The organism is Burkholderia sp. AU32262 (assembly GCF_020419985.1).
Lineage (GTDB): Bacteria > Pseudomonadota > Gammaproteobacteria > Burkholderiales > Burkholderiaceae > Burkholderia > Burkholderia semiarida.
Window position 1 is genome coordinate 45144 of record NZ_JAIZRS010000010.1, and the last position, 26586, is coordinate 71729.

The 26586-nt window shown below is 68.1% G+C and carries 26 protein-coding genes; 12 read left to right on the forward strand and 14 right to left on the reverse strand.

The window, feature by feature from the left end:
• Positions 1-377: 377 nt before the first annotated feature.
• Positions 378-1982, forward strand: coding sequence for an EAL domain-containing protein (locus tag LGN10_RS14170; RefSeq protein WP_226224013.1), 1605 nt, complete (start codon positions 378-380; stop codon positions 1980-1982).
• Positions 1983-2000: 18 nt separating this feature from the next.
• Here the strand turns inward: LGN10_RS14170 and LGN10_RS14175 are convergent, their stop codons facing one another.
• Complete coding sequence (locus LGN10_RS14175) at positions 2001-2372, reverse strand: hypothetical protein (RefSeq protein ID WP_395129715.1); 372 nt, start codon at positions 2370-2372, stop codon at positions 2001-2003.
• Between the two features lie 209 nt (positions 2373-2581).
• On the opposite strand from LGN10_RS14175, the gene kdgT reads away from it, so the two are divergent.
• Positions 2582-3592: a 2-keto-3-deoxygluconate transporter gene (gene kdgT, locus LGN10_RS14180; protein ID WP_226224015.1), complete on the forward strand. Its 1011-nt coding sequence runs from the start codon at positions 2582-2584 to the stop codon at positions 3590-3592.
• 83 nt (positions 3593-3675) lie between these two features.
• Here the strand turns inward: kdgT and LGN10_RS14185 are convergent, their stop codons facing one another.
• Complete coding sequence (locus LGN10_RS14185; protein WP_181035496.1) at positions 3676-4416, reverse strand: 3-oxoacyl-ACP reductase family protein; 741 nt, start codon at positions 4414-4416, stop codon at positions 3676-3678.
• A 90-nt stretch (positions 4417-4506) separates the two neighbouring features.
• Positions 4507-5091: a TetR/AcrR family transcriptional regulator gene (locus LGN10_RS14190; RefSeq protein ID WP_226224016.1), complete on the reverse strand. Its 585-nt coding sequence runs from the start codon at positions 5089-5091 to the stop codon at positions 4507-4509.
• Between the two features lie 140 nt (positions 5092-5231).
• Here LGN10_RS14190 and LGN10_RS14195 point away from each other — a divergent pair, with 140 nt between their 5' ends.
• Complete coding sequence (locus LGN10_RS14195; protein ID WP_226224017.1) at positions 5232-7616, forward strand: DNA polymerase II; 2385 nt, start codon at positions 5232-5234, stop codon at positions 7614-7616.
• Positions 7617-7750: 134 nt separating this feature from the next.
• On the forward strand, positions 7751-8878 hold the full coding sequence (locus LGN10_RS14200; RefSeq protein WP_226224018.1) for a J domain-containing protein: 1128 nt from the start codon (positions 7751-7753) through the stop codon (positions 8876-8878).
• A gap of 35 nt (positions 8879-8913) precedes the next feature.
• On the opposite strand, the gene LGN10_RS14205 is transcribed toward LGN10_RS14200, so the two are convergent.
• The 6 genes from LGN10_RS14205 to LGN10_RS14230 all read right to left on the reverse strand — a co-directional run bounded on the left by LGN10_RS14205 (position 8914) and on the right by LGN10_RS14230 (position 14501).
• Positions 8914-9819: a LysR family transcriptional regulator gene (locus LGN10_RS14205; RefSeq protein ID WP_226224019.1), complete on the reverse strand. Its 906-nt coding sequence runs from the start codon at positions 9817-9819 to the stop codon at positions 8914-8916.
• Between the two features lie 61 nt (positions 9820-9880).
• On the reverse strand, positions 9881-11125 hold the full coding sequence (locus tag LGN10_RS14210; protein ID WP_226224020.1) for an acyl-CoA dehydrogenase family protein: 1245 nt from the start codon (positions 11123-11125) through the stop codon (positions 9881-9883).
• Between the two features lie 40 nt (positions 11126-11165).
• A complete protein-coding gene (locus tag LGN10_RS14215) occupies positions 11166-11924 on the reverse strand; it encodes an SDR family NAD(P)-dependent oxidoreductase (protein WP_226224021.1) in 759 nt (252 codons plus the stop codon).
• A gap of 7 nt (positions 11925-11931) precedes the next feature.
• Positions 11932-12696, reverse strand: coding sequence for an SDR family oxidoreductase (locus LGN10_RS14220; protein WP_226093831.1), 765 nt, complete (start codon positions 12694-12696; stop codon positions 11932-11934).
• 79 nt (positions 12697-12775) lie between these two features.
• Positions 12776-13807, reverse strand: coding sequence for a phosphotransferase (locus tag LGN10_RS14225; RefSeq protein ID WP_060314680.1), 1032 nt, complete (start codon positions 13805-13807; stop codon positions 12776-12778).
• Positions 13808-13826: 19 nt separating this feature from the next.
• Entirely contained in the window at positions 13827-14501 is a 675-nt protein-coding gene (locus tag LGN10_RS14230) for a histidine phosphatase family protein (protein WP_059574768.1), read from the reverse strand.
• A gap of 204 nt (positions 14502-14705) precedes the next feature.
• Here LGN10_RS14230 and LGN10_RS14235 point away from each other — a divergent pair, with 204 nt between their 5' ends.
• On the forward strand, positions 14706-14861 hold the full coding sequence (locus tag LGN10_RS14235) for a DUF3309 family protein (protein WP_006483086.1): 156 nt from the start codon (positions 14706-14708) through the stop codon (positions 14859-14861).
• Positions 14862-14988: 127 nt separating this feature from the next.
• Here LGN10_RS14235 and LGN10_RS14240 read toward each other — a convergent pair whose 3' ends face one another.
• The 3 genes from LGN10_RS14240 to LGN10_RS14250 all read right to left on the reverse strand — a co-directional run bounded on the left by LGN10_RS14240 (position 14989) and on the right by LGN10_RS14250 (position 17676).
• Positions 14989-15366: a BON domain-containing protein gene (locus LGN10_RS14240; protein WP_099318171.1), complete on the reverse strand. Its 378-nt coding sequence runs from the start codon at positions 15364-15366 to the stop codon at positions 14989-14991.
• A gap of 48 nt (positions 15367-15414) precedes the next feature.
• Entirely contained in the window at positions 15415-16398 is a 984-nt protein-coding gene (locus LGN10_RS14245) for a LysR family transcriptional regulator (RefSeq protein WP_059574772.1), read from the reverse strand.
• 138 nt (positions 16399-16536) lie between these two features.
• Complete coding sequence (locus LGN10_RS14250) at positions 16537-17676, reverse strand: NAD(P)H-quinone oxidoreductase (RefSeq protein ID WP_226224022.1); 1140 nt, start codon at positions 17674-17676, stop codon at positions 16537-16539.
• A 71-nt stretch (positions 17677-17747) separates the two neighbouring features.
• On the opposite strand from LGN10_RS14250, the gene LGN10_RS14255 reads away from it, so the two are divergent.
• Positions 17748-18641: a LysR family transcriptional regulator gene (locus LGN10_RS14255; RefSeq protein WP_196755121.1), complete on the forward strand. Its 894-nt coding sequence runs from the start codon at positions 17748-17750 to the stop codon at positions 18639-18641.
• Between the two features lie 24 nt (positions 18642-18665).
• Here the strand turns inward: LGN10_RS14255 and LGN10_RS14260 are convergent, their stop codons facing one another.
• Entirely contained in the window at positions 18666-19781 is a 1116-nt protein-coding gene (locus LGN10_RS14260) for a LuxR C-terminal-related transcriptional regulator (RefSeq protein WP_319001233.1), read from the reverse strand.
• A 182-nt stretch (positions 19782-19963) separates the two neighbouring features.
• On the opposite strand from LGN10_RS14260, the gene LGN10_RS14265 reads away from it, so the two are divergent.
• From LGN10_RS14265 to LGN10_RS14275, 3 genes are all read left to right on the forward strand, one after another.
• A complete protein-coding gene (locus tag LGN10_RS14265; RefSeq protein ID WP_226224024.1) occupies positions 19964-20392 on the forward strand; it encodes a hypothetical protein in 429 nt (142 codons plus the stop codon).
• 14 nt (positions 20393-20406) lie between these two features.
• Entirely contained in the window at positions 20407-21138 is a 732-nt protein-coding gene (locus tag LGN10_RS14270; protein WP_226224026.1) for a hypothetical protein, read from the forward strand.
• Positions 21139-21316: 178 nt separating this feature from the next.
• Positions 21317-21454, forward strand: coding sequence for a hypothetical protein (locus tag LGN10_RS14275; protein WP_226224027.1), 138 nt, complete (start codon positions 21317-21319; stop codon positions 21452-21454).
• Positions 21455-21726: 272 nt separating this feature from the next.
• Here the strand turns inward: LGN10_RS14275 and LGN10_RS14280 are convergent, their stop codons facing one another.
• Positions 21727-23394 carry a fatty acid--CoA ligase gene (locus tag LGN10_RS14280; RefSeq protein ID WP_226224028.1) on the reverse strand — a complete coding sequence of 556 codons (1668 nt, stop codon included), beginning with the start codon at positions 23392-23394 and terminating at the stop codon, positions 21727-21729.
• Positions 23395-23752: 358 nt separating this feature from the next.
• On the opposite strand from LGN10_RS14280, the gene hchA reads away from it, so the two are divergent.
• The 3 genes from hchA (at position 23753) to LGN10_RS14295 (ending at position 26575) form a co-directional block, all read left to right on the forward strand.
• A complete protein-coding gene (hchA, locus tag LGN10_RS14285) occupies positions 23753-24634 on the forward strand; it encodes a glyoxalase III HchA (protein WP_226224029.1) in 882 nt (293 codons plus the stop codon).
• 121 nt (positions 24635-24755) lie between these two features.
• Positions 24756-25493: a response regulator gene (locus LGN10_RS14290; RefSeq protein ID WP_059574782.1), complete on the forward strand. Its 738-nt coding sequence runs from the start codon at positions 24756-24758 to the stop codon at positions 25491-25493.
• Positions 25490-26575 (forward strand): ATP-binding protein, encoded by a 1086-nt coding sequence (locus LGN10_RS14295; RefSeq protein WP_059574784.1) that lies wholly within the window; start codon positions 25490-25492, stop codon positions 26573-26575. Before LGN10_RS14290 ends, LGN10_RS14295 begins: the two co-directional genes overlap by 4 nt.
• The last annotated feature ends 11 nt before the right edge of the window (positions 26576-26586 follow it).

Here is a 26586-nt window from a genome sequence, read left to right on the forward strand (position 1 = left end):
TCACATTGAAATGTTTCTTTTTGAGACACAATCACAAAGCCGCGCCAATTTTTAGACAATAATATTTCGTAATGGCGCGCCGCATCTTATACTGGTCGCGCACCATCCTCGTGCCAAGAGACGGTGTCTTTTGTCCCGGCCGCACACACTGTGCGGCCGGGGCTTTTTTCGGTACGCTGCGTCGATATACATGCTTGATGCGCGCATGTTATTGAGCAATGCTGCCAGATGAATGGCCGATCGCGACAGGCTCACCCGATGCCGTCGCGACGGCCGAATCGATCGGCGTCCCGAAACCGGCGCGCGAGCCGCATGGCCCGAATCAGGCATGCGGCATGCGCGCCGTCCGCGCATCGACCAGTTCGACTTGCCACGCCATGCGTACAACACCAAAGGCAATCGCACGACTGTGGGCGCTCACGCCCGGCTCGAAGCCCCTTTTTCAGCGCAGCGGCGCGTGGCCGCGCGTCGTCTTTTTCGTCGCCGTGATCATTTGCGTGCTCGTGCCGGTGCTGGCGATCATGCTGGCCGACCGCTATGCGCGCGATGCCGTCACCGCGCACGAGCGTGTCGTGGCAAACGACATCGTGGCTTCCGTGGATCGCATTCTGGACGGCGTGCGCCTCCGACACGCGGACGAGTTGACCGCGCTCGTCGGTCGGCCGTGCGCGACGGTGTTCCGGACGCTCGCCGAAGTAAGCACTCGCCTGCGCTATCTGCGTGCCGTCGCACTGGTGAGCGACGGTCGCGTCGCGTGCTCGTCGGCGCTCGGCTCGATCGACGTGCCGCTCGCCGCGTACGCGCGCGAACCCGAACCGGGATCGATGATCGTCACGCTGCTGCGTCAGACGCCGTTCCAGCATGGCGTTCCGGTGCTGTCCGTGTTCCGCGCCACCGCGCATGGCGCGGGCGTCCTGTACCTGATCGAAGGCGACTACGTGGCCGATGCGCTCGCGCACGGCGCCGGCAACGAAGCGGAAACGGCCACGCTGTCGATCGCGGGCTCGGGGCGTCTCGATCAGCACGGGACGTTCACGCCGGAAACGGATGCAGGCGCTGCGGGCGGCAGCACGATGGCCTCGCGGCGCTGGCCGTTCACGGTGTCGGTCGTCGCATCGGCGCGCTACGCGTCACAGGTCCAGCGCCACTACCGGCTGATCTGCGCGACGATCGTGCTGCTGGCCGACAGCCTCGTGATGGCCGCCTACCTGCTCGCGATGGCGCCGCGGCGGCTGCTGCTGAAAGCCGTGCGCCACGCGCTCAGGCGCAACGAGTTCCATGTGGTGTACCAGCCGATCGTCGACGTGCGGACGCGCAGGACGGTCGGCGTCGAGGCGCTGTTGCGCTGGCAGCATCCGAAGTGGGGGGCCATCAGCCCGGCCGCGTTCATCCCGCAGGTGGAATCGAGCCCCATGTTGCCGAAGATCACCGAATTCGTGCTGCGCACGGCCGTATCCGAACTGACCGCGCTGACGCCGGCCGCGCCGCTGCGCATCGCGGTAAACGTCGCGCCGCAGGATCTCGAGCGCGCGCGGTTCGTGGCCGTCGTCGAGGACGCGATTCGCGCGCTGCCGCCCGGCTTCACGCTGGTGCTCGAAGTCACCGAGCGCATCCTGCTCGAGAAGAACGCGCGTACCACCGAGATCTTCCAGGCGCTGCGGTCGAAAGGCGCGAAGTTCGCGATCGACGATTTCGGCACGCATCACAGCAATCTCGACATGCTGTCGCGCTTTCCGTTCGACTACGTGAAGATCGATCGACAGTTCGTGTCGCAACTGGACAGCGGCAGCGCGAGGCTGATCGAGGGAATCGCGGCCGTCGCGCATCACTACGGCCTGAAGATCATCGCGGAAGGCGTGGAGACGGAGGCGCAGCATCGGGCGCTGCATGCGGTCGGGATCCAGTACGCGCAGGGGTACCTGTATCAGCGGCCGCTGCGCGCCGAAAACCTCGAGCGCGATTTCGCATGGGCGACCGCGTAGCGCCGCCGCGGCCGGCGGCTACTGCGCGCCGTACTGACCGCCGACGCGCACACGGCCCTGCTCGACCCATCCTTCGAAGTCGTCGCCGGTCTTGCCGTTCACGTACATGATGTCGTACCAGCGCCCGTGCGACTTGTAGACCGTCACCGAATCGCCGGGGACGATGAAAGTCCGCTTCGTGACGCACCGCGCGTCGGGCGCCGAATGGAAATACGCGCGCCCCGTACCGACGACCGTGCCGGACGCCGGTGGCCGGAAGTTGTCGTCCGGGCCGCTCGTGGCCGCATCGAGCTTCCCGCAGTCCGCCGTGCTCGTTGCGTGCGCGCCGTTCGCGCCCAGGCCCGCACCGAGCACCAGCATCGCGATGCCCATGCGCATCGTCATTTTCATCTGTTTCATTCGTTCGTTGCGCCGTCTCGTTTTTTCGGTTTTCCGGTTCGCGGCCGGCACACGCTCGATCCCGCGCGACCGTCGTCGCTTCCGGATGATACGACAGCCGTCGACATTCACAAAAACGGACCACCATGCCGAAACATGTCCTATAGTCAGTCAACAGACATCATTCGACAACGGGACGCATCGACGTCCACGGAGGAGACGTGAAGCTGAAACAGGCTATCGACCGCATTCCGGGCGGGCTCATGCTGGTCCCGATGCTGCTCGGCGCGTGCGTGCATACGTTCGCGCCGAACGCCGGCAAGTACTTCGGCTCGTTCACCAACGGCCTGATCGCCGGCACGGTGCCGATCCTCGCCGTATGGTTCTTCTGCATGGGCGCGACGATCAACCTGCGCGCAGCGGGCGTCGTGCTGCGCAAATCGGGCACGCTGCTCGCGACGAAGATCGTGGTCGCGTGGCTCGCGACGGTGATCGCCGCGCGGTTCATCCCCGACGACGGCATCCGCACCGGCCTGTTCGCGGGCCTGTCGCTGCTCGCGATCACGACCTCGATGGACATGACCAACGGCGGCCTCTACGCGGCCGTGATGCAGCAGTACGGCAGCAAGGAAGAGGCCGGCGCGTTCGTGCTGATGTCGATCGAATCGGGGCCGCTCGTCAGCATGCTGATTCTCGGCGCGGCGGGGGTCGCGGTGTTCGAGACGCGGCTCTTCGTCGGCGCGGTGCTGCCGTTCCTGATCGGCTTCACGCTCGGCAACCTCGACGTGGCGTTGCGCGAATTGTTCGGGCGCTGCGTGCATCCGCTGATCCCGTTTTTCGGTTTCGCGCTCGGCAACGGCATCGACCTGAACGTGATCGCGAAGAGCGGGCTGCCGGGCATCGCGCTCGGGCTCGCGGTGATCGTCGTGACGGGCGTGCCGCTGATGCTGGCGGACAAGGTGATCGGCGGCGGTAACGGGACGGCCGGGCTGGCCGCGTCGTCGACGGCCGGCGCCGCGGTCGCGAACCCGGCGATCATCGGCGAGATGATTCCGAAGTTCAAGCCGATGGTGCCGGCGGCGACGGCGATCGTCGCGACCGCGTGCCTCGTGACGGCGATTCTCGTGCCGATTCTGACGGCGATGTGGGCGAAGCGGGCGGCAGGGGTGCCGGTGAGGGTCGCGGCGCCGGTCGGGAATGGTGGGGCGATCGAGCATGAGGGGCATGTTTGAGCGGGGCCGGTTCGCGCTCGAACCGGCCAATTCAATGCGCACCCAACGGCGCGTCGCGCAACGGTTTCGCGTGCTTCTTCGAGCTACAGCGCCATCCCGCCGTCGATCGTCAGGCTCGAACCCGTCATGTAGCCCGATTCCGCACCGGCGAGCCACGCCACCAGCGATGCGATCTCGTCCCCGCTGCCGGCGCGCTGCAGCGGAATCAACGGACGGATCTGGTCGAGATGATCGGCCGTCATGTCGGTCTCGACAGGCCCCGGCTGCACGTTGTTGACCGTAATGCCGCGCGGTGCGAGATCGACGGCGATGCCCTTGACCATCACGGCCACCGCGGCCTTCGTCATCGAATAGACGCTCGAACCCGGATGTCCGCTGCGCACGGCCGTATTGCTGCCGATCGTGACGATGCGGCCGCCGCGCGCGAGATGCGCAGCGCCGGCCTGGATGGCCAGGAATACGCCTCTCACGTTGACCGCGAGCATCCGGTCGAGATCGTCGACGCTCACGTCGGCCACGTCTCCCAGCTTCAGGATGCCCGCGTTGACCACGACGACGTCGAGCCGCCCGAAACGTTCGACTGCTTGTGCGACGGCCTGCCGGATTGCGTCCGCATCCGCGCTGTCGGCACGGATCGCCAGCGCGGCTCGCCCGCGCGCCTCGATCGCGGCCGCGGTCTCGTGCGCGCGCTCCGGCGCCGAGACATAGGTGAACGCGACATTCGCGCCGTCGGCCGCAAGCCGCCGCGCGATGGCCGCGCCGATCCCACGCGAGCCGCCAAACACGATCGCCGCCTTGTGCATACCCTCGGAATTGCCTGTCATGCTTCGCTCCTTAATGGACTGATCAGTCAATAACTTCCCACAAAAAAGCGCCGGCTCTCATGCCGGCGCGTTGCCCTGCCTGCATCGATATCAGTGCGCCCTGAGCCGGTCGGCCGCAAAGCCGGCGGTGGCGCGCAACGCCTGCGGCTTCGCACCGGCGCGCGCACCGAGCTGGATCCCGTACATCGTCGTCAGGACGAAGTTCGCGGCCTCGCGCGCATCGAGCGCAGGGGCGATCTCGCCCACATCCTGCCCTTCACGGATGCGGGCGACGACCTGCCGATGCAGCATCGCACCGGCCTTCTCACGCAAGCCGACCAGTTCGGGATCGGCCGCGCCGAATTCGCAGATCGCATTGACCCCCATGCAACCGAGCACACGTTCGGCCGGGTTGACGGCGATCACGCCGAGCAGCAACGCCTCGATGCCCGCGAGCGCGGATGCCGGCGTCGTCAGGCGCGCGATGTGGCCCGACACACTCTCCGACTGATAGCGTTCAAGCGCTTCGACGTACAGCTTGCGCTTGTCGCCGAACGCGTTATAGAGGCTCTGCCTGCCGATCTGCATTGCGCTCAGCAGGTCGTCAGTGGACGTCGCGGCGTAGCCCTTCTCCCAGAACACGCGCAGCGCGCGCTCCAGCACCTCGTCCCGATCGAATTCACGTGGTCTCACCATGGCGGCAGAATAGGCGTTATGGACACATCAGTCAATAATTCGACGTCGCTCCGCCCCTTTTTTTGTCCGCGGTGACGTCGGCATATCCGCCGCCCAAGCGCTAAAATCCGCCGCCTGGGCATCCACGACGAGCAAGCGTTTTGACGGCGTTCGAGCAGGGCTTCATCCTTACCCGCCATTGGCGGGACACCGCATCCGGCATCGAGATCGAGTTCTGGCTGGCAACCGGACACGGCCCGCGCCGCGTGCGGTTGCGCCCGCAGGAAGCCGTCGCGTTCATCCCGGCCGAGCAGCAGGCGCTCGCGGAACGCACGCTGGCCGGCGAGCGCGACGCCGAGCTGCGCCCGCTCGCGCTGCGCGATTTCCGGCAGCGCCCGGTCGTCGGCCTCTATTGCAAGCGCTACCGCCATCTGTCGGGGCTGCAGAAGCGTCTGGCCGCCGCCGGCGTCGATGTGTACGAAGCCGACGTGCAGCCGCCCGACCGCTATGCGATGGAGCGCTTCATCACCGCGTGCGTGGCGTTTCGCGGCCAGCCCGGCCGCGATGGCACGCTGACCGACGGCGAGCTGAAGCCCGCGACCGGTTACCGCCCCACGCTGCGCTGCGTGTCGCTCGACATCGAAACCAGCATCCACGGCGAGCTGTACTCGATCGCGCTCGAAGGCTGCGGGCAGCGCCAGGTCTACATGCTCGGCCCGCCGAACGGCGATGCAAGCAGCGACGCAGGCCCCCTGGACTTCGACCTCGACTACTGCGACAGCCGGCCCGCGATGCTTGCGCGGCTGAACGACTGGTTCGACGAGCACGATCCCGATGCGGTGATCGGCTGGAACCTCGTGCAGTTCGACCTGCGCATCCTGCATGCCCATTCCGAGCAGTACGGCATCCCGCTGAAGCTCGGGCGCGGCGGCAGCGTGCTCGACTGGCGCGCGCACGGCCAGCAGCCCGACCACTTCTTCGCGGGCGCGGCCGGCCGGCTGATCCTCGACGGCATCGACATGCTGAAATCCGCGACGTGGACCTTCCCGTCCTTCAGCCTCGAATACGTGTCGCAAGCGCTGCTCGGCGAAGGCAAGTCGATCGACAACCCGTACCAGCGGATGGACGAGATCCAGCGCCGCTTCGATCACGACAAGCCCGCGCTCGCGCGCTACAACCTGAAGGATTGCGAGCTCGTCACGCGCATCTTCGACAAGGCCGACCTGCTGTCCTTCGCGCTGGAACGCGCGAGCGTCACGGGGCTGGCTGCCGATCGCACCGGCGGCTCGGTCGCGGCGTTCACGCACCTGTACCTGCCGCGCATGCACCGGCTCGGCTATGTCGCGCCGAACCTCGGCGACGTGACGGGGCAGAACAGCCCCGGCGGCTTCGTGATGGATTCGCGGCCCGGGCTGTACGACTCGGTGCTCGTGTTCGACTACAAGAGCCTCTATCCGTCGATCATCCGCACGTTCCTGATCGATCCCGTCGGCCTGATCGAAGGGCTCGCGCATCCCGGCGACGACGCATCGGTGCCCGGTTTTCTCGGGGCGCGTTTCTCGCGCACCGCGCACTGCCTGCCCGACATCGTGCGCCGCGTGTGGGAAGGCCGCGACGACGCGAAGCGGCAGCGCAACGCGCCGCTGTCGCAGGCGCTGAAGATCATCATGAATTCGTTTTACGGCGTGCTCGGCTCGACGGGTTGCCGCTTCTTCGACCCGCGCCTCGCGTCGTCGATCACGATGCGCGGCCACGAGATCATGCATCGCACGCGCAAACTGATCGAAGGCCAGGGATACGAAGTAATTTACGGCGATACCGATTCGACGTTCGTATGGCTCGGCCGCGCGCACGACGACGACGAAGCCGGCGCGAAGGGCCGCGCGCTGGTCGAACACGTGAATCGCTGGTGGCATACCCACCTGCGCGAGCAGTTCGGGCTCGACAGCGCGCTGGAACTGCAATACGAACGGCATTACCGCCGCTTCCTGATGCCGACCGTGCGCGGCGCGGAAGAAGGCAGCAAGAAGCGCTATGCGGGGCTCGCGGCGACCGCCGACGGCGGCGAGGACCTCGTGTTCAAGGGGCTCGAAACGGTGCGCACCGACTGGACGCCGCTCGCGCAGCAATTCCAGCGCGAGCTGTACCGGCGCGTGTTCAGGCGCGAGCCGTATCAGGATTTCATTCGCGACTACGTGCGGCGCACGCTGGCCGGCGAATTCGACGATCAGCTCGTCTACCGCAAGCGCGTGCGCCGGCCGCTGCGCGAATACGAGCGCAACGTGCCGCCGCACGTGCGCGCGGCGCGCATCGCCGACGAGTTCAATCATGCGCGGGGCCGGCCGCTGCAGTATCAGCGCGGCGGGTGGATCAGCTACGTGATGACGACGGCCGGCCCCGAGCCGCTCGAGACGATGCGCTCGCCGATCGACTACGCGTTCTACCTGAGCCGCCAGCTTCAGCCCGTCGCCGATGCGATCCTGCCGTTCCTGCGCGACGATTTCGAACGCGTGATCTCGGGGCAGGGGCAGTTGTTCGGCGATTGACGGCCCACGATCCGGCGCGAACACGAGAACGCCGCGGCGGCCCGCCGGGAAGCGCCCATTGCGCGCCGCCCCGCAGGCATCCGGCTAAAATACCGGCCTGCCGCGCGTCCCGCCGCGGCCGGAGGACACTCATCATGACCGCACGTCGCGGTGCCGCGGTCGCCATCGCGCCCGGCCACGAGACAGCCAGCCTGTCGAAAGCCCAGCAAACGTTCAATACGCTCGTCAAGCAGATCGAAAAGCGGCGCGAGCGGCTCGGCGCGTGGGAAGCCGTGATGCCGGCATTCCAGAAGAAGTTCGTGGACGGGCTGTTGCCGCTCGAACAGGAAGCGACGGCGCTGCGCATCCGGCTGATTCATCTGCTCGACGACGCGTTTCTGCAGAAGGGCCTGAGCAAGGCCGAGCAGCGCATGCTGTCCGAGTTGATCGCCGACATGGCGAATGATTTGCTGAACGTGAGCGACGACCCGGCGCTCAAGATCATCTACAACCGGCATGCCGCGTCCGGAAACGTCGGCGCCGCCGCGGCCGATCCCGAGCCGGCGGAACCGGCACGGGAAGCCGAACCGCAATCGCAACCGCTGGACGATCTCGACGCGCTGTCGCCCGACGAACTCGCGGAACGCATGCAGGCCGAACTCGACGCGCAGTTCGAGCGCGACATGGCCGCTCACGCTGCCCGCGAGGCCCAGCGCGCGAAGCGCAAGAAAGCACCGAAGCAATCGGCCGCGCAGGCCCGGATCGAAGCCGAGCGGGCCGAGTCGAGCAAGTCGATCCGCGAGATCTATCGCAAGCTCGCGAGCGCGCTGCATCCCGATCGCGAAACCGATCCGCAGAAGCAGCAACGCAAGACCGTGCTGATGCAGCGGGTCAACCGCGCATACGAGAAGGGCAACCTGCTGCAACTGCTCGAGTTGCAGCTGGAGATCGAACAGATCGACCGACGTGCGATCGACGGCCTCGGCGAAGCGCGACTCACGCGCTACAACGGTATCCTCGAGGAACAACTGCGTGAGCTCGATCAGGAGATCGTGCACGTCGAGAACGACTTCCGGCGGACCTACGGCATCGCGTCGTCCACCAAGGTCGCGCCCGATACCGTGCTGCGCATGCTCGCGCGCGACATTGCCGGCATGCAGCGGAGCAACCAGGACCTGAGCGTCGCGCTGCGCGAGTTCGAGGATCCGGAACAGGTCCGGGGCCGGTTGAAGGACATGAAGCGCCGGCCGGCATCGTCGCGCTTCGACGACGATTCGTATTGAGCGGCACTGAGGTATCGGCGAACGCGCGACACGCGTCACCGCCCCTCGCCCATCCCACCCATCAGCGCCATCAACTGCTCGCGCAGCCACCGGCTCCCCTGATCCTGATCGGCGCTGCGATGCCAGTAGCAGAAGTAGTCGAGCCGCGGCATCTCGAACGGCAGTTCGAGAATCCGCGCCGGATAGCGTTGCAAGAGCCGCAACGGCGCCGTCAACGCGAGATCGCCGCGCATCGCGATCAGCGGCGCGACCATGTAGTGCTGCACGCGCATCTGGATGTTGCGGCGCAGCCCGAGCCGCGTCAGTTCCGCGTCGACGTGCCCGCTGCCCTTGCGGCGGCTCGACACGTGGATGTGCCCCATCGACAGGTAGTCGTCCATGGTCAGCGTGTCGCCCTTGAACGGATGATCGTCGCGGATCATGCACGCGTAGCGGTCCTGCACGAGCAACGCCTGGTGCAGATGCGGATCGCCGATCAGCGGCGCGTCGATCGCGATGTCGACCGAGCCGTTCGCGAGCGCGGTCGCGACTTCGCGGCGGTCCATCGTATAGCTGCGCACGTGCATGCCGGGCGCATGCGCCTGCAGCAGCTCGCCGAGCGCCGGCAGCAGCAGCGCTTCGGTCAGGTCGCTCATGCTGAGCCGGAACACGCGCTCGGACGAGGCCGGATCGAACACGTCGCCTTCGTGCGCGCTCGAATCGAGCAGTTGCAGCGCCTCGCGCACGCGACCGACGATGTTCTCGGCCATCGGCGTCGGCATCATCCCGGCCGGCGTGCTGACGAACAGCGGATCGTTCAGCGTCTTGCGCAGCCGCGCCAGCGCGTTGCTGACGGCCGGCTGCGTGAGGTTCAGCACCTCGGCCGCGCGCGTCAGGTTGCGCTTGTTGTAGATCGCCTCGAATACGACGAACAGGTTCAGATCAATCTTCGAAAGACGCATCGCCGAATCTCCTTGCCGAGATCTTACGGCGGGCGCCATTCGTTCGTCCACGTCGCGCCGCTCACCCGCGCGGCGGCGGCGTCAGATACGGCGCGGTCGAACCGGGTTCGCCGTCCTTGATCTCCATCCGCGCGATCGCCTGCAGGTGCACCTCGTCCGGACCGTCGGCGAAGCGCAGCGCGCGGCCCCAGGTCCACAGGTCGGCCAGCGGCGTATCGGGGCTCAGCCCGGCCGCGCCGAACACCTGCATCGCGCGGTCGCACACGTCCGTGTAGACGGTCGGCACGAGCGCCTTGATCATCGAAATTTCCTTGCGCGCGACCTTCGCGCCGACCTTGTCGATCATCCACGCGGCCTTCAGCACCAGCAGGCGCGCCTGGTCGATCTCGATGCGCGAACGCGCGATCCATTCGCCGACGGTGCCGTGCCGGTTCAGCGGCTTGCCGAACGCGACGCGCGACTGCGCGCGGTCGACCATCAGCTCCAGCGCCAGCTCGGCCGCGCCGATCGAGCGCATGCAGTGGTGGATACGGCCCGGCCCGAGGCGCGCCTGCGCAAGCGCGAAGCCGCTGCCTTCCTCGCCGAGCAGGTTGCGCGCCGGCACGCGGACGTTGTCGAACGTGATCTCGCAGTGCCCTTCGGGTGCGTAGTGATTGACCACCGTGATGTTGCGCACGACCGTCACGCCCGGCGTGTCGCGCGGCACGAGGATCATGCTCTGCTGCTGGTGCGATTCCGCGTCGGGATCGGTCTTGCCCATCACGATGAAGATCTTGCAGTTCGGATGCGCGGCGTTCGTGATGAACCACTTGCGGCCGTTGATCACGTAGTCGTCGCCCACGCGCTCGATGCGGGTCGTGATGTTGGTCGCATCCGACGACGCGACGTCGGGCTCCGTCATCGCGAACGCCGAACGGATTTCCCCGCGCAGCAGCGGCAGCAGCCACTGTTCGCGCTGCTCGGGCGTCGCGAACATGTGCAGCAGCTCCATGTTGCCGGTATCCGGCGCGTTGCAGTTGAACACTTCCGACGCCCAGCTCACGCGCCCCATGATCTCGGCGAGCGGCGCGTATTCGAGGTTCGTCAGGCCCGTGCCGGGCTCATCATCCTTCAGATGCGGCAGGAACAGGTTCCACAGCCCCTCCGCTTTCGCGCGCTCCTTCAGCTCCTCCATGAACGACACCGGATACTGGCCCGCGTGCACTTCGTCGTTCCACTGGCGGATACGCGGCACGATGTGCGCATCCATGAAGGCGCGCACGCGTTCGCGCAGTGCTTCCACTTTCGGGGTGTAGCCAAAGTCCATGATCGACTCCTCGAGATTTTCGTGTTTCCGTTCGTTCGGTTCAGAAGGCCGAGACGCCGCCGTCGACGGCGACGGCCTGCCCGGTCAGATACGTGTTTTCCTTCGCGCACAGCGTCAGCATCGTCGCGACGATTTCGTCGGGCCGGCCGAGCCGCTTCATCGGCGAGCCCTGCGCGAGGAAATCCTGGCGCTCGCCGATGTCGCTGTCCGTGACCATCGGCGTCGTGCTATAGAACGGACACACCGCGTTCACGCGGATGCCGTGGCGCGCGTATTCGAGCGCGGCCGTCTTCGTGAGCCCGACCACCGCATGTTTCGACGCCGCGTACGCGGCCAGCTTCGGCGCGCCACCGAGGCCGGCCATCGACGCGACGTTCAGGATCACGCCTTCGCGCTGCGCGAGCATCTGGCGAATCTGGTGCTTCATCCCGAAGAACACGCCCTTCGCATTCACCGCGAAGCTCAGGTCGAGGTCGGCTTCGTCGGTGTCGATCAGCGCCTTCATCGGCGGTGCGATGCCCGCGTTGTTGATGCCGACGTCGAGCCGCCCGAAGCGCGCGACGGCTTCATGCACGAGCGCTGCGACGTCAGCTTCGATGCGCACGTCGCAGCGCTGCGCGATCACGTCGGCGCCGCCCGCGTGCAGCGGCGCGGCCACGCGTTCGAGCGCTTCGCCGTTCAGGTCGCCGAGCGCGAGCCGCGCGCCCATCGCGGCGAGTTCGCTCGCGAGCAGCGCGCCGAAGCCGCTCGCGGCGCCGGTGATCATCACGGCCTGGCCCGCGTAGCTGTCGAGTTTCATCGCGCGCTCAGATCGTCAGGCCGCCGTCGACGACGATGCATTCGCCGTTCGTATAGCTCGCCGCATCCGACACGAGATACAGCACGGTGCCGGCCATTTCGCGCGGCTCCGCGTGGCGGCGCAGCGGAATCTTCGCCTTCCAGGTCTCGTAGATGTCCTTGTCGGCGAACAGCGCGCCCGCGAACTTCGTCTTCGTGAGCCCCGGCAGCAGCGCATTCACGCGGATGCCGAGCGGCCCGCATTCCTTCGCGAACGCCTTCGTCATGTTGACGACGGCCGCCTTCGTGATCGAGTAGATGCCTTGCCGGTCGCCCGGCTGCAACGCATTCACCGACGCTGTGTTGACGATCGCGCCGCCGCCGTGCGTCTTCATCAGCTTGCCGGCTTCGACCGACATGAAGAAGTAGCCGCGGATGTTCACGTCGACGGTCTTCTCGTACGCGGCGAGATCGGTATCGAGGATGTGCCCGAAATACGGGTTCGCGGCTGCGTTGTTCACGAGGATGTCGAGGCGGCCGTGCTTGCCGCGGATGTGCTCGAACGTCGCGGCGATGTCCTCCAGCCGCCCGACGTGGCACGCCAGCGCTTCGGCGCGACCGCCCGCCGCGATGATTGCGTCCGCAACCGCCTGGCAGTCGTCGAGCTTGCGGCTCGACACGATCACGTGCGCGCCTTGCTCCGCGAGCAGCTTCGCGATTTCCTCGCCGATGCCGCGGCTCGCGCCCGTCACCAGTGCGATCTTGCCCGTCAGGTCGAACAGGTTCGTTGCCATGTTGCTGTGCTCCTCCATTGATTGTGTTGTCGTGTCGCCGCTCGACGAGCGTCGCAATCGCGACGCTTCGCAGGCGAGCTCAGCGATGCGCGTCGATCACGCCGACGGCCAGCTCGGCGAGCCGGCCGGCCATTTCGCCCACGCGCAGCGCCTGCTCGCTCGATGCGTTGCCCTGCAGCGCGCGCGCCTTCACGCCCTGCGCGATCGCCGCGAGCCGGAAGAAACTGAAGGCGAGGTAGAAATGCCAGTCGCGGATCGGCGCGATGCCGCGCAGTTCGCAGTAGCGCGCGACGATCGCCGCTTCGTCGGGAATCCCGAGCGCCGCGCGATCCTGGCCCGCGAGCCCGCGCACCTGCCCGCCGGACGGCAGCCGCAGGCACATGCAGAAATACGCGAGATCGGCGAGCGGGTTGCCGAGCGTCGACAGCTCCCAGTCGAGCACGGCCTGCACGCGATAGCCGTCGCGCGCGAACATCAGGTTGTCGATCCGGAAATCGCCGTGCACGAGCGCCGGCCGGCCCGTGTCCTCGGGGCACGCTTTCGGCAGCCAGTCGATCAGCGTCTCCATCGCGTCGAGGCGCCCCGTTTCGGCCGCCCGATACTGCTTCGTCCACACGCCGATCTGCCGCTCGAAGTAGTTGCCGGGGCGGCCGTAATCGGCGAGGCCCACCGCGTCGACGTCGACGTCGTGCAGCGCGGCCATCGTCTGCAAGAGCGCGTCGTAGCAGGTCGCGCGCTCGGCCTTCGGCAGTTCCGGCAGCGCGGGATCCCAGAAGATCCGGCCATCCTCGAAACTCATCACGTAGAACAGGCTGCCGATCACGTCGCGGTCTTCGCACAGGTGATACGGACGCGCGACCGGCACCGCGGTGCCCGACAGCGCGGTGAGCACGCGGAATTCGCGGTCGACCGCGTGCGCGGATTTCAGCAGTTCGCCCGGCGGCTGGCGGCGCAGCACGTAGCGGCCGCTCTTCGCGCTCAGCAGGAAAGTCGGATTCGACTGGCCGCCGGCAAACTTCTCCGTGTCGACCGGGCCTTCGAAGCCCGGCACGTGCGTTTCCAGATAGCGCGTGAGGCGGGCTACGTCGAGTTGCTGGGAAGGGTTCGTCATCGTCGCGATCGTTCGTGGGTCAGCCGTAGGTGCGCAACGCGTGTCGTTCGGGATCCTCCAGATGCGGGATACCGTTGAACGACGCGAGGTGGAACGCGTCGGCGTTGAAGAAAAACTGCGAAAGACTGCTGTTGCGGATCTGCAAGTTCAGCGCGATCGCGCTCGACGGCGGCGCCGCGAGCACCTGCTGCACGGTCACCGCGATCGGGCCGCCGGAGCTCACCGCCAGCACGCGCCGGCCGCCGCCTGCGCGGATCGCCGCGCGCGCGGCGGCCACGCGCTGCTGGAAATGAGCCCAGGTTTCGGGCGCCGCATCGCCTAGCTTGTCCTCGGTCCACAGTTGCAGCACCTGCCGCAGCGCGCGAAAGTGCTCCTTCATCGAGCCGGCCGCGAGCCGCGCGATCTCCGGGTAGTCGCTGGCGGCTGCCGCGAACAGGCCGTGGAAATCGTATTCGTTCAGGCCCGGATGGCGGTCGACCGCGACGCCTTCGCGGCCCATCCCGCGCAGGATCGCGGCGACCGTCTGCGCATGACGGTTCATCGTGCCGCAGATCACGCGGTCGAACGTCAGGCCCTGCCGCGCGAAGTATTCGCCGAGCCAGGCGCCCTGCTGGTCGCCCGCCGCGGAAAGCCGGTCGTAGTCGTCGGTGCCGAACGACGCCTGCCCGTGCCGTACCAGAAAGAGTTCAGCCATTGCGCTCGCCTGAGGGAAAACCGAAGGCCCAGCATAGCGACCGGGCGGGCATTTTTGAAATTTATTTTCTGAATCACCGCGTATTCATCGTGTGAATACCGAGCATCCAAACGACGCCCTCGCGCCCGCTTTCGTCGGCCACCGCGTCGCGGCACGCGAATTGCGTCAGCCCACACCGTGTCGAATAAATCCAGGAGGGATGCGATGCTCGGTACGATCCTCATCATCGTTCTGATTCTGCTGCTCATCGGAGCATTTCCTGCATGGCCGCATAGCCGAAGCTGGGGCTACTGGCCATCGGGGACCGTCGGGCTGATCGTCGTCATTGTCGTGATACTGGTGCTGCTCGGTCGGATCTGACGCTCCGGCACCGGCGAGGGGACGCGTCACAGCCGGCACGGGTGCGTGCCTTCCGCAGCCTTCGCCGTGGATTCTTTACACGACGAAGCCCGCGAAGACATGCACCCGATGCCGTCGACGCGGCCCGTTACTGGCCGCCCTCCAGACGCAACTGGAGCCTGCTCTTCACCGACGTCACGCCCGGTACCCGGCGGGCCGCATCCACTGCGGCCCGATCCTGGGACTCGTCGGTGATCTGCCCGGCCAGCGTCACGTCGCCCGTCTTCGCGTTCGCGAACACGGTGACTTGCGCATGGCCGACGCCGGGCGCTCTGACGATCGCCTGGCGAACCTTCTTCGCGAATGCACGGTCGGCCGCGCGTTCGGCCTTCTTTGCCGCGCGTGGCGACGCGGGCGCCGACGCCGCCTGCTCGGCGGGTGCGGCGGCCGTGGCGGACTGCGCATGACCGGCCAGCGGCGACAACGCAACGAAACCTGCAACGACGATTGCAAAACGGGACTTCATCGGATTCTCCTGGACAGGAACGAACGGGTACGACGAATGGGCCGGCCGTCAGGCCGTGACACCGGACAACCCACGGGCGCGGTCGCGCCCGTGCGGCGCCGTGAGCGCGTCAAGCGCACGCACGTCGGCTTTCAGCGCGGGCGACAACGTCGCACGCAGATGGTCGATGAAAGTGCGGACCTTCGCGTCCACGAAGCGGCGCGACGCATACATCGCGTACACGTCGAGCATCGTCAGCCGGTAGTCCGGCAGCACGCGCACGAGCCGCCCGCTGCGCAGGTCGTCGATCGCCGAATAGATCGCGAGCGAGCCGATGCCGAGTCCCGCACACAGCGCGATCGACAGCGCTTCCGGCGCATTCGCGTGAAACGGCGCGGCCGTTACCGCATGCGACGCGGTCTGGCCGCCGGGGCCGTGCAGCAGCCATTCGTCGTTCGCTTCCGCCGGCGTGTCGAGGCGCAGGCAGGTATGGCGCGCCAGGTCGGCGGGCACGGACGGCGCGCCGTAGCGGGCGAGATAGGCCGGCGACGCGACCAGCACGCTGAAGGACGTGCCGCATGAATGCGCGATGCAGGCGGAGTCGGGCAGGCTCGCGGCCGTCACGACCGAGACGTCGTAGCCTTCCTCGACGAGATTGGGCATCCGTTGCGAATAAGTCATCTCGATGGCGACTTCGGGGAAGCGCGCCCGATAGGCGACCGCCGACGCGGTCACGTGGCTCTGTCCGAGCCCCGGCATCGTATGCACGCGCAAGCGTCCGTACGGACGGATCAGCGCGTTCCGGGCCTCGGCATTCGCCTGGTCGACCTCGCCCAGGATCGATTGCAGGCGCTCGAAATAGCGGCGCCCGCTGTCGGTCAGCGCGATTTTTCGGGTAGTCCGGTTCAGCAGCCGAATCTGCGCATACGCCTCCAGGCTCGCGACGGCCCGCGACACCTGCGCGGTCGCCATATCGGCCTGTTTCGCGACGGCGGTGAAGCTGCCGGCCTGCACGACGCGCACGAATGTCCGCATGTTTTCGAGCATGTCCATTTCGATTGATCGTCCGGTCCGGTGCTGCATCCATGCGACGCGCCGGCGGAGCGCGGCGGCGCATTCGATGTCGTCGATTGTCGGGCCATCCGCGCCGCGGCTTCAGCCCCCCGACCGGGGGGCTGAAGCGTCGGCCGATCATGTGGAATGCTTGGCGTTTGCATCGACGGCCGCCCGAATCGAACGATCCGCGGCCGGCGTCGCCAGCACGATCTTGCCGATATGCCGCCCCGAATCCATCAGCTCGTGCGCCGCGCGCGCGTCGCGCAGATCGAACAGCCGATAGACCTGCGGCTTGACCGTGCCTTGCCGGATCAGCGGCCACACGGCCTCCTCGAGCTCGCGAATGATCTGCGCCTTCTCCGCGTAGGTGCGCGAGCGCAGCGTCGAGCCGATGTGCGTGAGCCGCTTCGTCAGCATCGGAAACAGGTCGAGCTCCTTCGCGGGGCCATTGATCACGCCGATCTGCACGATGCGCCCGTTCATCGCGGCCGCCGCGAAATTACGCGCGACGTAGTCGCCCGCGATGATGTCGACGACCACGTCGACACCCTTGCCGCCCGTGAAGCGCGCGACCGCATCGACGAAATCCTCGCTGCGATAGTCGATCGCGAGATCCGCGCCGAGCCGCATGCTCGCGTCGCGCTGCGCGTCCGACCCGACGGTCGTGACGATCGCCGATGCGCCGAACGCCTTCGCCAGCATCGTCGCCGTCGTGCCGATGCCCGACGCGCCGCCGTGGATCAGCACGCTTTCGCCGGCTTTGAACCCGCCGCGCTGAAACAGATTCAGCCACACCGTCATGAAGGTTTCCGGCAGCGCCGCCGCCTCGGCCATCCCGAGGCCGTCGGGAATCGCGAGCGTGTTGCTCTCGTTCGCCACCGCGTACTCCGCGTAGCCGCCGCCGGGAATCAGCGCGCAGACATGATCGCCGACGGCGAACCGCGTGACGTCGCGCCCGATCGCGACGACCTCGCCGGCGATCTCGAGGCCGGGAATGTCGGACGCGCCAGGCGGCGGATCGTACAGCCCCTTGCGCTGGAATACGTCGGGGCCGTTGACGCCGGCCGCGTGAATCCGGATCAGCACGTCGCCGGGGCCAGGCGCCGGTACGGCGCGGGTCGCGGGCACGAGCACGTCGGGGCCGCCGGGACGCACGATTTCGATCGCCGTCATGTGGGTGGGAAGGGCGTTCGCGTCATCAGTCACGATATGATCCTCAACGTTCGTCGATGCACGGCCGATTCGCGGGCCATCCCCGAATCGCGGCATCGCCATGTAAGTGAAGCCAGTCTATGGGCGATGCCGCGTGCGGGCACGCAGCGAATTACCGGTCGGGGAATGCAAAAATGCATCAGTCGGGACACACGATGAACTGGGACGACGCGCGCGTCTTTCTTGCGATCCATCGCGAGCGCACGCTGCGCCGCGCGGCGCGCACGCTCGGCGTCGATCAGGCGACGGTCGGGCGGCGGCTCGCGACGCTCGAGCACATGCTCGGCGCGACGCTGTTCCTGCGCTCGTCGAAAGGCTATCTGCCCACGCCGGTCGGCGAACTGGCGCTGCGCGCCGCCGAGGCGATGGAGCAGCACGCGCACGAGCTGGTGCGGCTGACGCAGGGCGTCGACCGGCGGCTCGCCGGCGAGGTGAAGATCACGACGACCGACGCGCTCGCGATCGAGTTCGTGATGCCGTCGATCGCGCGGCTGCACGCGAAACATCCCGACGTCTCCGTCGCGCTGAACACGTCGACCCACATCCTGAATCTCGCGAAACGCGAAGCCGATATCGCGATCCGCACGGTGCGGCCCGAGAACCCCGATCTGGTCGCGCGCCGTCTCGCACGCTGGGACATGGGCCTGTTCGCGTCGCCCGACTATCTGCACCGGCACGGCGAGCCCGAGCGCGGCCGCGCGTTCGCGGGCCACGACCTCGCCGTCTACCAGCCGTACGTCGAGGCCAGCCGCAAGCCCACCCTCGCCGGCGAACCGATCGACGGCGGGCGCATCGTCACGCGCACGAACTCGAACCTGATGCTGCGCGCGGCGCTGCGCGCGGGCCTCGGCGTCGGCGAGATTCCCGTCCACATGGGGGAGCGCGACGGGCTCGCACGCATCTGGCCGGACCGCGTGCGGGAGTCGCCGTACGAGGTCTGGCTCGTCACGCACCGCGACCTGCGCCACACCGCACGGATCCGCGCGGCGATCGACGAGATCGTGGCCGCGTTCGCCGCGCACGGCTGACGCGGGCGGCGCCGCGTCAGCCGGTCATTCGTCGTCGCGTCGCACCCGTGACGCATCGAGCGCCAGCCCGCTGCGCACCGCCTGGATGCGCGACGTCACGTTGAGCTTCTCGAAGATGTTCTTCAGGTGCCACTTGATCGTCTCCGGCGCGACGCGCAGCGCGCGGGCGATTTCCTTGTTCGACAGGCCGCGCGCGACGTAGTCGAGAATCTCGACTTCACGGGCGCTGAGGTTGCCGGGCGCACCCTGCCGCGCGGCCGGCGCCCCGCTCGATGCCCGCTGCGCGTCGAACGCACGGGCCAGATCGCGCAGATACCACGCGCCGACTGCCGGAAAGCGGTCGGCACGCTTCTGTACGCGCGCCAGCAGACGCTCGGCCGCCGCCCCTTCGTCGACGAAGGTTCGGACGAGCCCGTTGCCCTGGCCGTATTCGAGCGCACGCGCCAACGCCGCGAGCGCCGCGCTTTCGTCGCCCGCCTGATCGAGCGCGATCGCATGCAACACGGCGGCCTGCGCCGCGAACCAGTCGAATCCGCGCGCGGCCAGCACCGCATGCACGGTCGCCATGCACTGCGCGGCTTCGTTCGCGCGCGCATCGGCAAACAGCAGCCTTGCCTGCGCGGATTGCGCCATCTGCCACGTCTCGACGTGGCTCGACGCTTCGTCCGGCGGCACGGGCGACACCAGCGACGCCAGCGCGCGCCCCACACGATGGGCCTGCGTCGGCTGGCCGGCGGCGAGATGCAGCCGGATGCCGGTCGCCATGCATGCGACGCGCAACCGCAGCCATTGCCGGCTGCATGCGATGTGATCGGCTTCGTCGAGTATGTCGTGCGCGCGCGCGTCGTTCCCCGACCGGAATTGCAGCAGCGCGGCAGTCTGCATGAACCTCAGCAACGGCCCGAGCGAACAAGCCTGCATCGCGATGTCGAAGCGGTCGGCCTGGGCGTCGCGCACCTTCGCCCAGTCGTTCCATTCGTAATAGATCGCCGACAGGTAGCCGGCCGACAGCGCCGTCGCCGCCGACAGGCGCCCCGCCGAGCGTTCGGCGGCCCGCAGTGCCGTCTCGAACGTCTTCGACGCGTCGTGCAGCCGCCCGGCGACGAACTCGGCCAGGCCCGCCATGTTCTGGCGGTACACGTTCGCGTAAAGCGGCTCGTGCCCCGACCCCGCGTGCTCCGCGCGCGCCGAGATCCAGCACGTCGCCGAGGCGGCCCGCGTAGCCCAGCCCGAAGATCAGTGTCGTCTGCCCGATCTGCTCGACCCAGGAACCGGCCGGCGGTGCGGCCGCCAGCACGCGCTCGCCGAGCTGCAGCGATTCGATGCCGCGATCCGACAGCCCGGCGATCAGCGCGCGCACGGCCAGCAGTTCGGTCGCCGTGACGGCATCGGTATCGAGCCGCCCGATCTCGATGTCGGCTTCCAGCGCTTCCAGCGCGCGCCGCGCATCGACGATCTGCATCGACAGCGCGAGCGCCCACGTATGCGCGATCCGCAGCCGCAGGCGGCCCGTCAGCGCCTGCGCGGGCAGGCGCGACACCCAGTCGAGCACGGTACGCACGTCGCTCGACGCGATGAGCTTCATCGCGCACGCCTCGACCCAGCCGGCGGCCGCGTCGAAGTCGCCGGCCGCGAGCGCGTGCCTGACCGCGTCCGGCCATTGCCGCTCGGCCGCGTACCACGCGCTCGCGCGGCGATGCAGCGCGGCCACCGCGCCGGGCTCCCGCAGCGCCAGCTCCTCCCGCAGGTAGTGCAGGAACAGCGCGTGATAACGGTAGCGCTGGCGGTCGCCGTCGATCGACCGGATGAAGAGGTTGTGCGCGCTCAGCCATTCGAGGCAGTCGAGCGCATCGTCGCGACCGGTCAGCGCATCGCACAGCGCCGGCGTCATCCGGTCGAGCACCGCCGTATGCAGCAGGAAGTGGCGGATCGCGTCCGGCACCTGCGTCATCACGTTCTCGTTCATGTACGCGGCGATGCCGGCCCGCGCGCGGCCAACCTGTTCGGCCACGCGCGCCGCGTCGCTGTCGTCGTGCAGCGCCAGGGCCGCCAGTTGCAGGCCCGACACCCAGCCTTCGGTCGCCGCGCGAAGGCGCCCGACGTTTTCCGCATTGAGCGGCTTGCCGGCCACCCGCTCGAAGAATGCGCGCGTCTCCGCGTCGTCGAAGCGCAGGTCGTTCTCGTCCACCCGCACCAGCTCGTCGCGCGACTCGAAATAGCTGAGCGGCAACGCGGGCACCGAGCGGCACGACAGCACGACATGCAGGTTCGACGGCGCGTAGCGCAGCAGATCGAACATCGCGTCGTGGATGACCGGCGACGCGAGGCGATCGAAGTCGTCGAGCATCAGGAACAGATCGACGCCCGCGCTGTCCAGTTCGTTGAGCAGTTCGTCGAATACGGTCTTCAGCGGAATCAGCGCGCGATCGCGCAACAACTGCCGCGCGCGAGCGCCGACGCCGCCGGTCGCGTCGACGATCGCGGCGACCACGTATGACGCGAAGATCGACGCGTTGTCGTCGTCCTGGTCGAGACTCACCCACGCGACTTTCACGCCCGACGCCACCAGTGCCTGGCGCCACTCCGCCAGCAGCGTGGTCTTGCCGTAACCGGCCGGCGCGCTCACGAGCGTCAGCCGACGGTCCAGGCCACGCCCGAGCCGCCCGAGCCGCGCGATGCGCGCCACGATCCCGCGGGCCGACGCCGGCGCCAGCTTCGTGCGCACCAGCACTTCGATCGCATCGGTGTCCGGCGGGTGGGCCGGTTGTCTGCTGTCCGTCGGCGCCATGCTGCTCCTGTTCTCCTCGCGCTGATCGCGTGTCCGCCGGCACCGCGAGCGAAGCCGTCGACCGAGCCCGGTCTCGCCGTGCGCAGCAAACAGCATAACGATTCGGCGCCGGCCGTCAAAAGTAGGTGATGTCCGTACCGGCGTGTGCGCACGCTGCGCATATCGGCCGCGACATGGGACCCGCATTGTTCTCGAACCGGCGCGCGCTGTTCAGCCCCCCCCATTCGGGGGGTATCCGGCGGCGAGGAAGTCGCCTCGTCCCGAGCGGCCGGCGCCGGCGGCGGCCGGGCGCGCCGCTCAATCGGGCTGGTAGCGCTCGCGCAGCGCGCGCTTGTCGATCTTCCCGACGCTCGTCTTCTCGATCGCGTCGACGATCAGCAGCCGTTCCGGCACCGCATAGCGCGAGATCAGCCCGCGGTCGGCCACCTGCTTCACATGCGCTTTCAGCTCGTCCGGCCCGACGCGGCCGACCTGCTCGTCGGTCAGGACGACCAGCGCGAGCGGACGCTCGCCCCAGCGCGCATCCTTCACGCCGATCACCGCTGCCTCCCGCACGGCCGGGTGGCGCGACAGGATGTCCTCGAGTTCGAGCGACGACACCCATTCGCCGCCCGTCTTGATCACGTCCTTGATCCGGTCGGTGATCTGCAGCCGGCCGTCGGGATCGATCACGCCGATGTCGTTCGTATGCAGGTAGCCGCCCGCCCACAGCGCGGCCGACGCCTGCGCGTCGCCGAGATAGCCGGGCGTCGCCCACGGCATCCGCACGACGACCTCGCCCGCCGACCGGCCGTCGTGCGGCACGTCGCGACACTGCGCGTCGACGATGCGCAGGTCGACGAGCGGCAACGGCAAGCCCGCCTTCGTCCGGCGCACGATGTCGTCGTCGGCCGACGCGCCGCCGCCCGCCCGCGGCGGGTCGATCTGCGCGATCGTCATCAGCGGGCAGGTTTCCGACATCCCGTATCCGGTGTAGACCTCGATCCCGCGCGCGAGCGCTGCCCGCGCGAGCCCGTCGGACAGCGGCGAGCCGCCGACGATCACCTTCCACGCCGACAGGTCGGCCGCCGCCGACGCCGGGCTGTCGAGAATCATCGCGAGCAGCGTCGGCACGCAATGCGAGAACGTTACCGCTTCGCGCGCGATCAGCGCGACCAGTCCGTCCGGCGAATAACGGCCCGGATAGACCTGCTTGAGCCCGAGCGCGGTCGCGATGTAAGGCATCCCCCATGCGTGCACGTGGAACATCGGCGTGATCGGCATGTAGACGTCGTCGCGATGCACGCGGCCGCGATCGCGCGCGCTCGACAACGCCGCCATGCCCGCGAGCGTATGCAGCACGAGCTGGCGATGCGTGAACGCGACGGCCTTCGGCAGGCCGGTGGTGCCCGTCGTGTAGAACGTCGTCGCGCGGGTGTGCTCGTCGAAATCGGGGAACGCGAAATCGGGCGAACCGGCCGCGACGAGCCGCTCGTATTCGTCGGCGAAGCCGTCAGGCAGGTCGATGTCGTCGCCGTCGGCGATCAGCACGACGTGCCGCACCGAGTCGAGCCGGTCGCGCATGCCCGCCAGCAACGGCAGGAAATCGCGGTGAACCAGCACCACGCGTGCACCCGAATGGTCGAGCGTATACAGCAACTGGTCGGGCGACAGCCGGACATTGGCCGTCATCAGCACCGCGCCCATCATCGGAATCGCGTGGTAGCACTCGAGGTAGCGATGGCTGTCCCAATCCAGCACGGCGACGACGTCGCCCGCGCCGACGCCGATCGACGACAGCCCGCTCGCGAGCTGCCCGATGCGATGCCGGAACGCCCAGTAGTCGTGCCGGACGCGGTCGCCGTACACGATCTCCTGCTCGGGCCGCGTCGCCAGCGGCGCGTGAAGTAACTGCTTGATTAGCAGCGGATATGCGTGGGCGGACGGCGCCGGTTCGACTTGCGGGTACGGGTACGAGGAATTCATGAGTGTCTCCATGGGCGACCGGTCGGGTCGTCGAGCGTGCGGCCACGATACCGGACCGCCCGGCTTTCGCGTCCCCCCTGTCCGGGGGGAGCCAGCCCTTGTCGAAACCGGCCGCCGGCCGCCCGTGCACGTAACACGGCGATTGGCACGCGATACCCACCCGTTCGGGGAGGCGCTCGCCGCAACACGCCGCTGTAAGATGCATCGCAGCGCGTATCCTTCCCGTGGGGTGCCCGTTCACCCGACCGGACATGACCGGAACGCCGCGCCGCCGATGCGGGATCGCCCGCTCCGGCTCGCGCATGCGGCCACCGGCTCGCGCCCGCCACCTACCCCATCTCCCCAGCAAGGAGCAGCCATGACTTCCGACACGACGCAGATGAGCCGCACGCCCGCACCCGACCCGGCGGAGAACAATGCGTATTTCCCGTCGCCATATTCGCTGTCGCAGTACACGTCGTCGAAGACGGACTTCGACGGCGCGGATTATCCGAATCCGTACACCGGCGGCAAGTGGAAAGTTCTGATGATCGCGACCGACGAGCGCTACGTCCTGATGACGAACGGCAAGATGTTCTCGACCGGCAATCATCCGGTCGAGATGCTGCTGCCGATGCACCACATGGACAAGGCCGGCTTCGAGATCGACATCGCGACGCTGTCCGGCAATCCGGCCAAGCTCGAACTCTGGGCGATGCCGCGGGACGACGAAGCCGTGCAGAGCACCTACCGCAAGTACCTGCCGAAGCTGAAGACGCCGCTCAAGCTGTCCGACGTGCTCGACCAGCATCCCGGCGCCGATTCGCCGTATATCGCGGTGTTCATTCCCGGCGGCCATGGCGTGCTCGCCGGCATTCCGCACAGCAAGGACGTCAAGCGTACGCTGCGCTGGGCGCTCGACCACGACCGGCACATCATCACGCTGTGTCACGGGCCCGCATGCCTGCTGTCGGCCGCCGTCGACGAAGATCCGCGCGACTACCCGTTCAAAGACTACGAGATGTGCGTGTTTCCGGATGCGCTCGACACCGGGCCGAACCTCGACATCGGCTACATGCCGGGCCCGCTGCCGTGGCTCGTCGCGCAAAGCCTCGAAAAGCTCGGCGCGCGCGTGCTGAACAAGGACATGACCGGCCGCTGCCATCAGGACCGCAAACTGATCACGGGCGACAGCCCGCTCGCGTCGAACGGCGTCGGCAAGCTCGCGGCCGCCGCGCTGCTGAAGGAAGTCGGGCACTGACGGTTTGCGCCGCCTGGGGCGGCGTCTCGCCGGGGCGTGGCCGCCCGTCTCCAATCGATCGACCGGGCCGTACGGTAGTATGGCGATCCAATGGAACCCCGATGGATCCGAACGAGTGGCCATGCCCGAATTTTCTTCATCTGCCGGCGCCGGCCAAGGCGCGCAAGCGCTCGTCCTCATCGCCGAGGACGAACCCGAGATCGCCGAGATCCTGATCGCCTATTTCGCGCGCAACGGCCTGCGCACCGTGCACGCCGCCGACGGCCGCCGCGCACTCGAACTCCACCTGTCGCTGAAGCCCGACCTCGTGCTGCTCGACGTGCAGATGCCGCACGTCGACGGCTGGAAGGTGCTCGCCGAGATCCGCCATCGCGGCGACACGCCGGTCATCATGCTGACCGCGCTCGACCAGGACATCGACAAGCTGACCGGGCTGCGCATCGGCGCCGACGATTACGTGGTCAAGCCGTTCAACCCCGCCGAAGTCGTCGCGCGCGCGCAGGCCGTGCTGCGCCGGTCGATGGGCGGCGCGCGCCAGGACGAACAGCGCGTGCTGCGCGCGGCGCCGTTCGAGATCGATCTCGAGCACCACGAAGCGACGGTCGAAATCGACGGCACGCGCCGCACGCTCGTGCTGACGCTCACCGAATTCAAGCTGCTTGCGCAGCTCGCGCGCGCGCCGCGCCGCGTGTTCAGCCGCGCCGAGCTGATGGCCACCTGCCTGCCGGAAGGCGACGCGCTGGAGCGCACGGTCGACAGCCACGTGAGCAAGCTGCGCAAGAAACTCGACGATCTCGGCGTCGCGGGCGTGCCGGCAAGCGTGCGCGGCGTCGGCTACAAACTGTGGAGCGGCGAGTGAGACTCGATGGCCTGAGCCGCCAGATCGCGCTGACGATGGGTGCGATCGCCTTCGGCGTCACGGTGCTGATCGTCGTGACGGCCTACGCGTTCTACTACCTGCTGTACCAGTACTCGCCCCAGTCGTTCCAGACGGTGAGCTGGCTGCCGAGCGGGCCGGAGTGGGTGTGGATCATCTCGACCACGCTGGTCGGCCTGTTGATCGCGGTCGTCGTCGCGATCAACCTGTCGCGCCGCATCCTCGTGCCGCTGAATTCGGTGACGGACAGCATCCGCCGCGTCGCGCGCGGCGATCTCGGGGCGCGCGCCGTCGCCGGCGACCGTTCGCTGAAGGAAGCGGCGCTGCTCGCCGACAACTTCAACGCGCTCGCGAGCGAGCTGCAGCGCGTGACCGCCGAGCAAACCTTCTGGAACGCGGCGATCGCGCACGAACTGCGCACGCCCGTGACCGTGCTGCGCGGGCGGCTGCAGGGCCTCGCCGAAGGCGTGTTCACGCCGAGCGACGCGCTGTACCGCAGCCTGCTCGCGCAGGTCGAAGGGCTGACGCGGCTGATCGAGGATCTGCGCGTGGTCAGCCTCGCCGACAGCGGCCACCTGAGCATCGAGATCCGCGACACCGACCTCGCCGCCGAGGTGCGCGCCGTGGTCGACGCGTTCGCGCACGCGCTGCAGGCCGCCGGCCAGCATCCGGAATTCGATCTCGACCCGCGGCACATGCGCTGCGATCCGGTCCGCATCCGCCAGGCGCTGCTCGCGTTGCTGGAAAACGCACGCCGCCACGCGGTGCCCGGCGCGATCCGGATCCAGACGCGCATCGAGAACGGGATGTGCCGGCTGCGCGTCGAGGACGACGGCCCGGGCATCCCGGCCGAGTTCGCGCCGCACGTGTTCCAGGCATTCCGGCGCGTCGACGAGACGCAACCCGGCGGCACGGGCCTCGGGCTCGCCGTCGTCGCGGCGATCGCGCGCGCGCACCGCGGCGAAGCGCTGTGCGTGCCGACCGGCGCGGGCGGCACGCGGTTCGAGGTGCAGTGGCCCGACGATCTCGTGCCGGCGCCCGATAGCGCGCGCTTTCCGGCGTAGCACGACGCCGC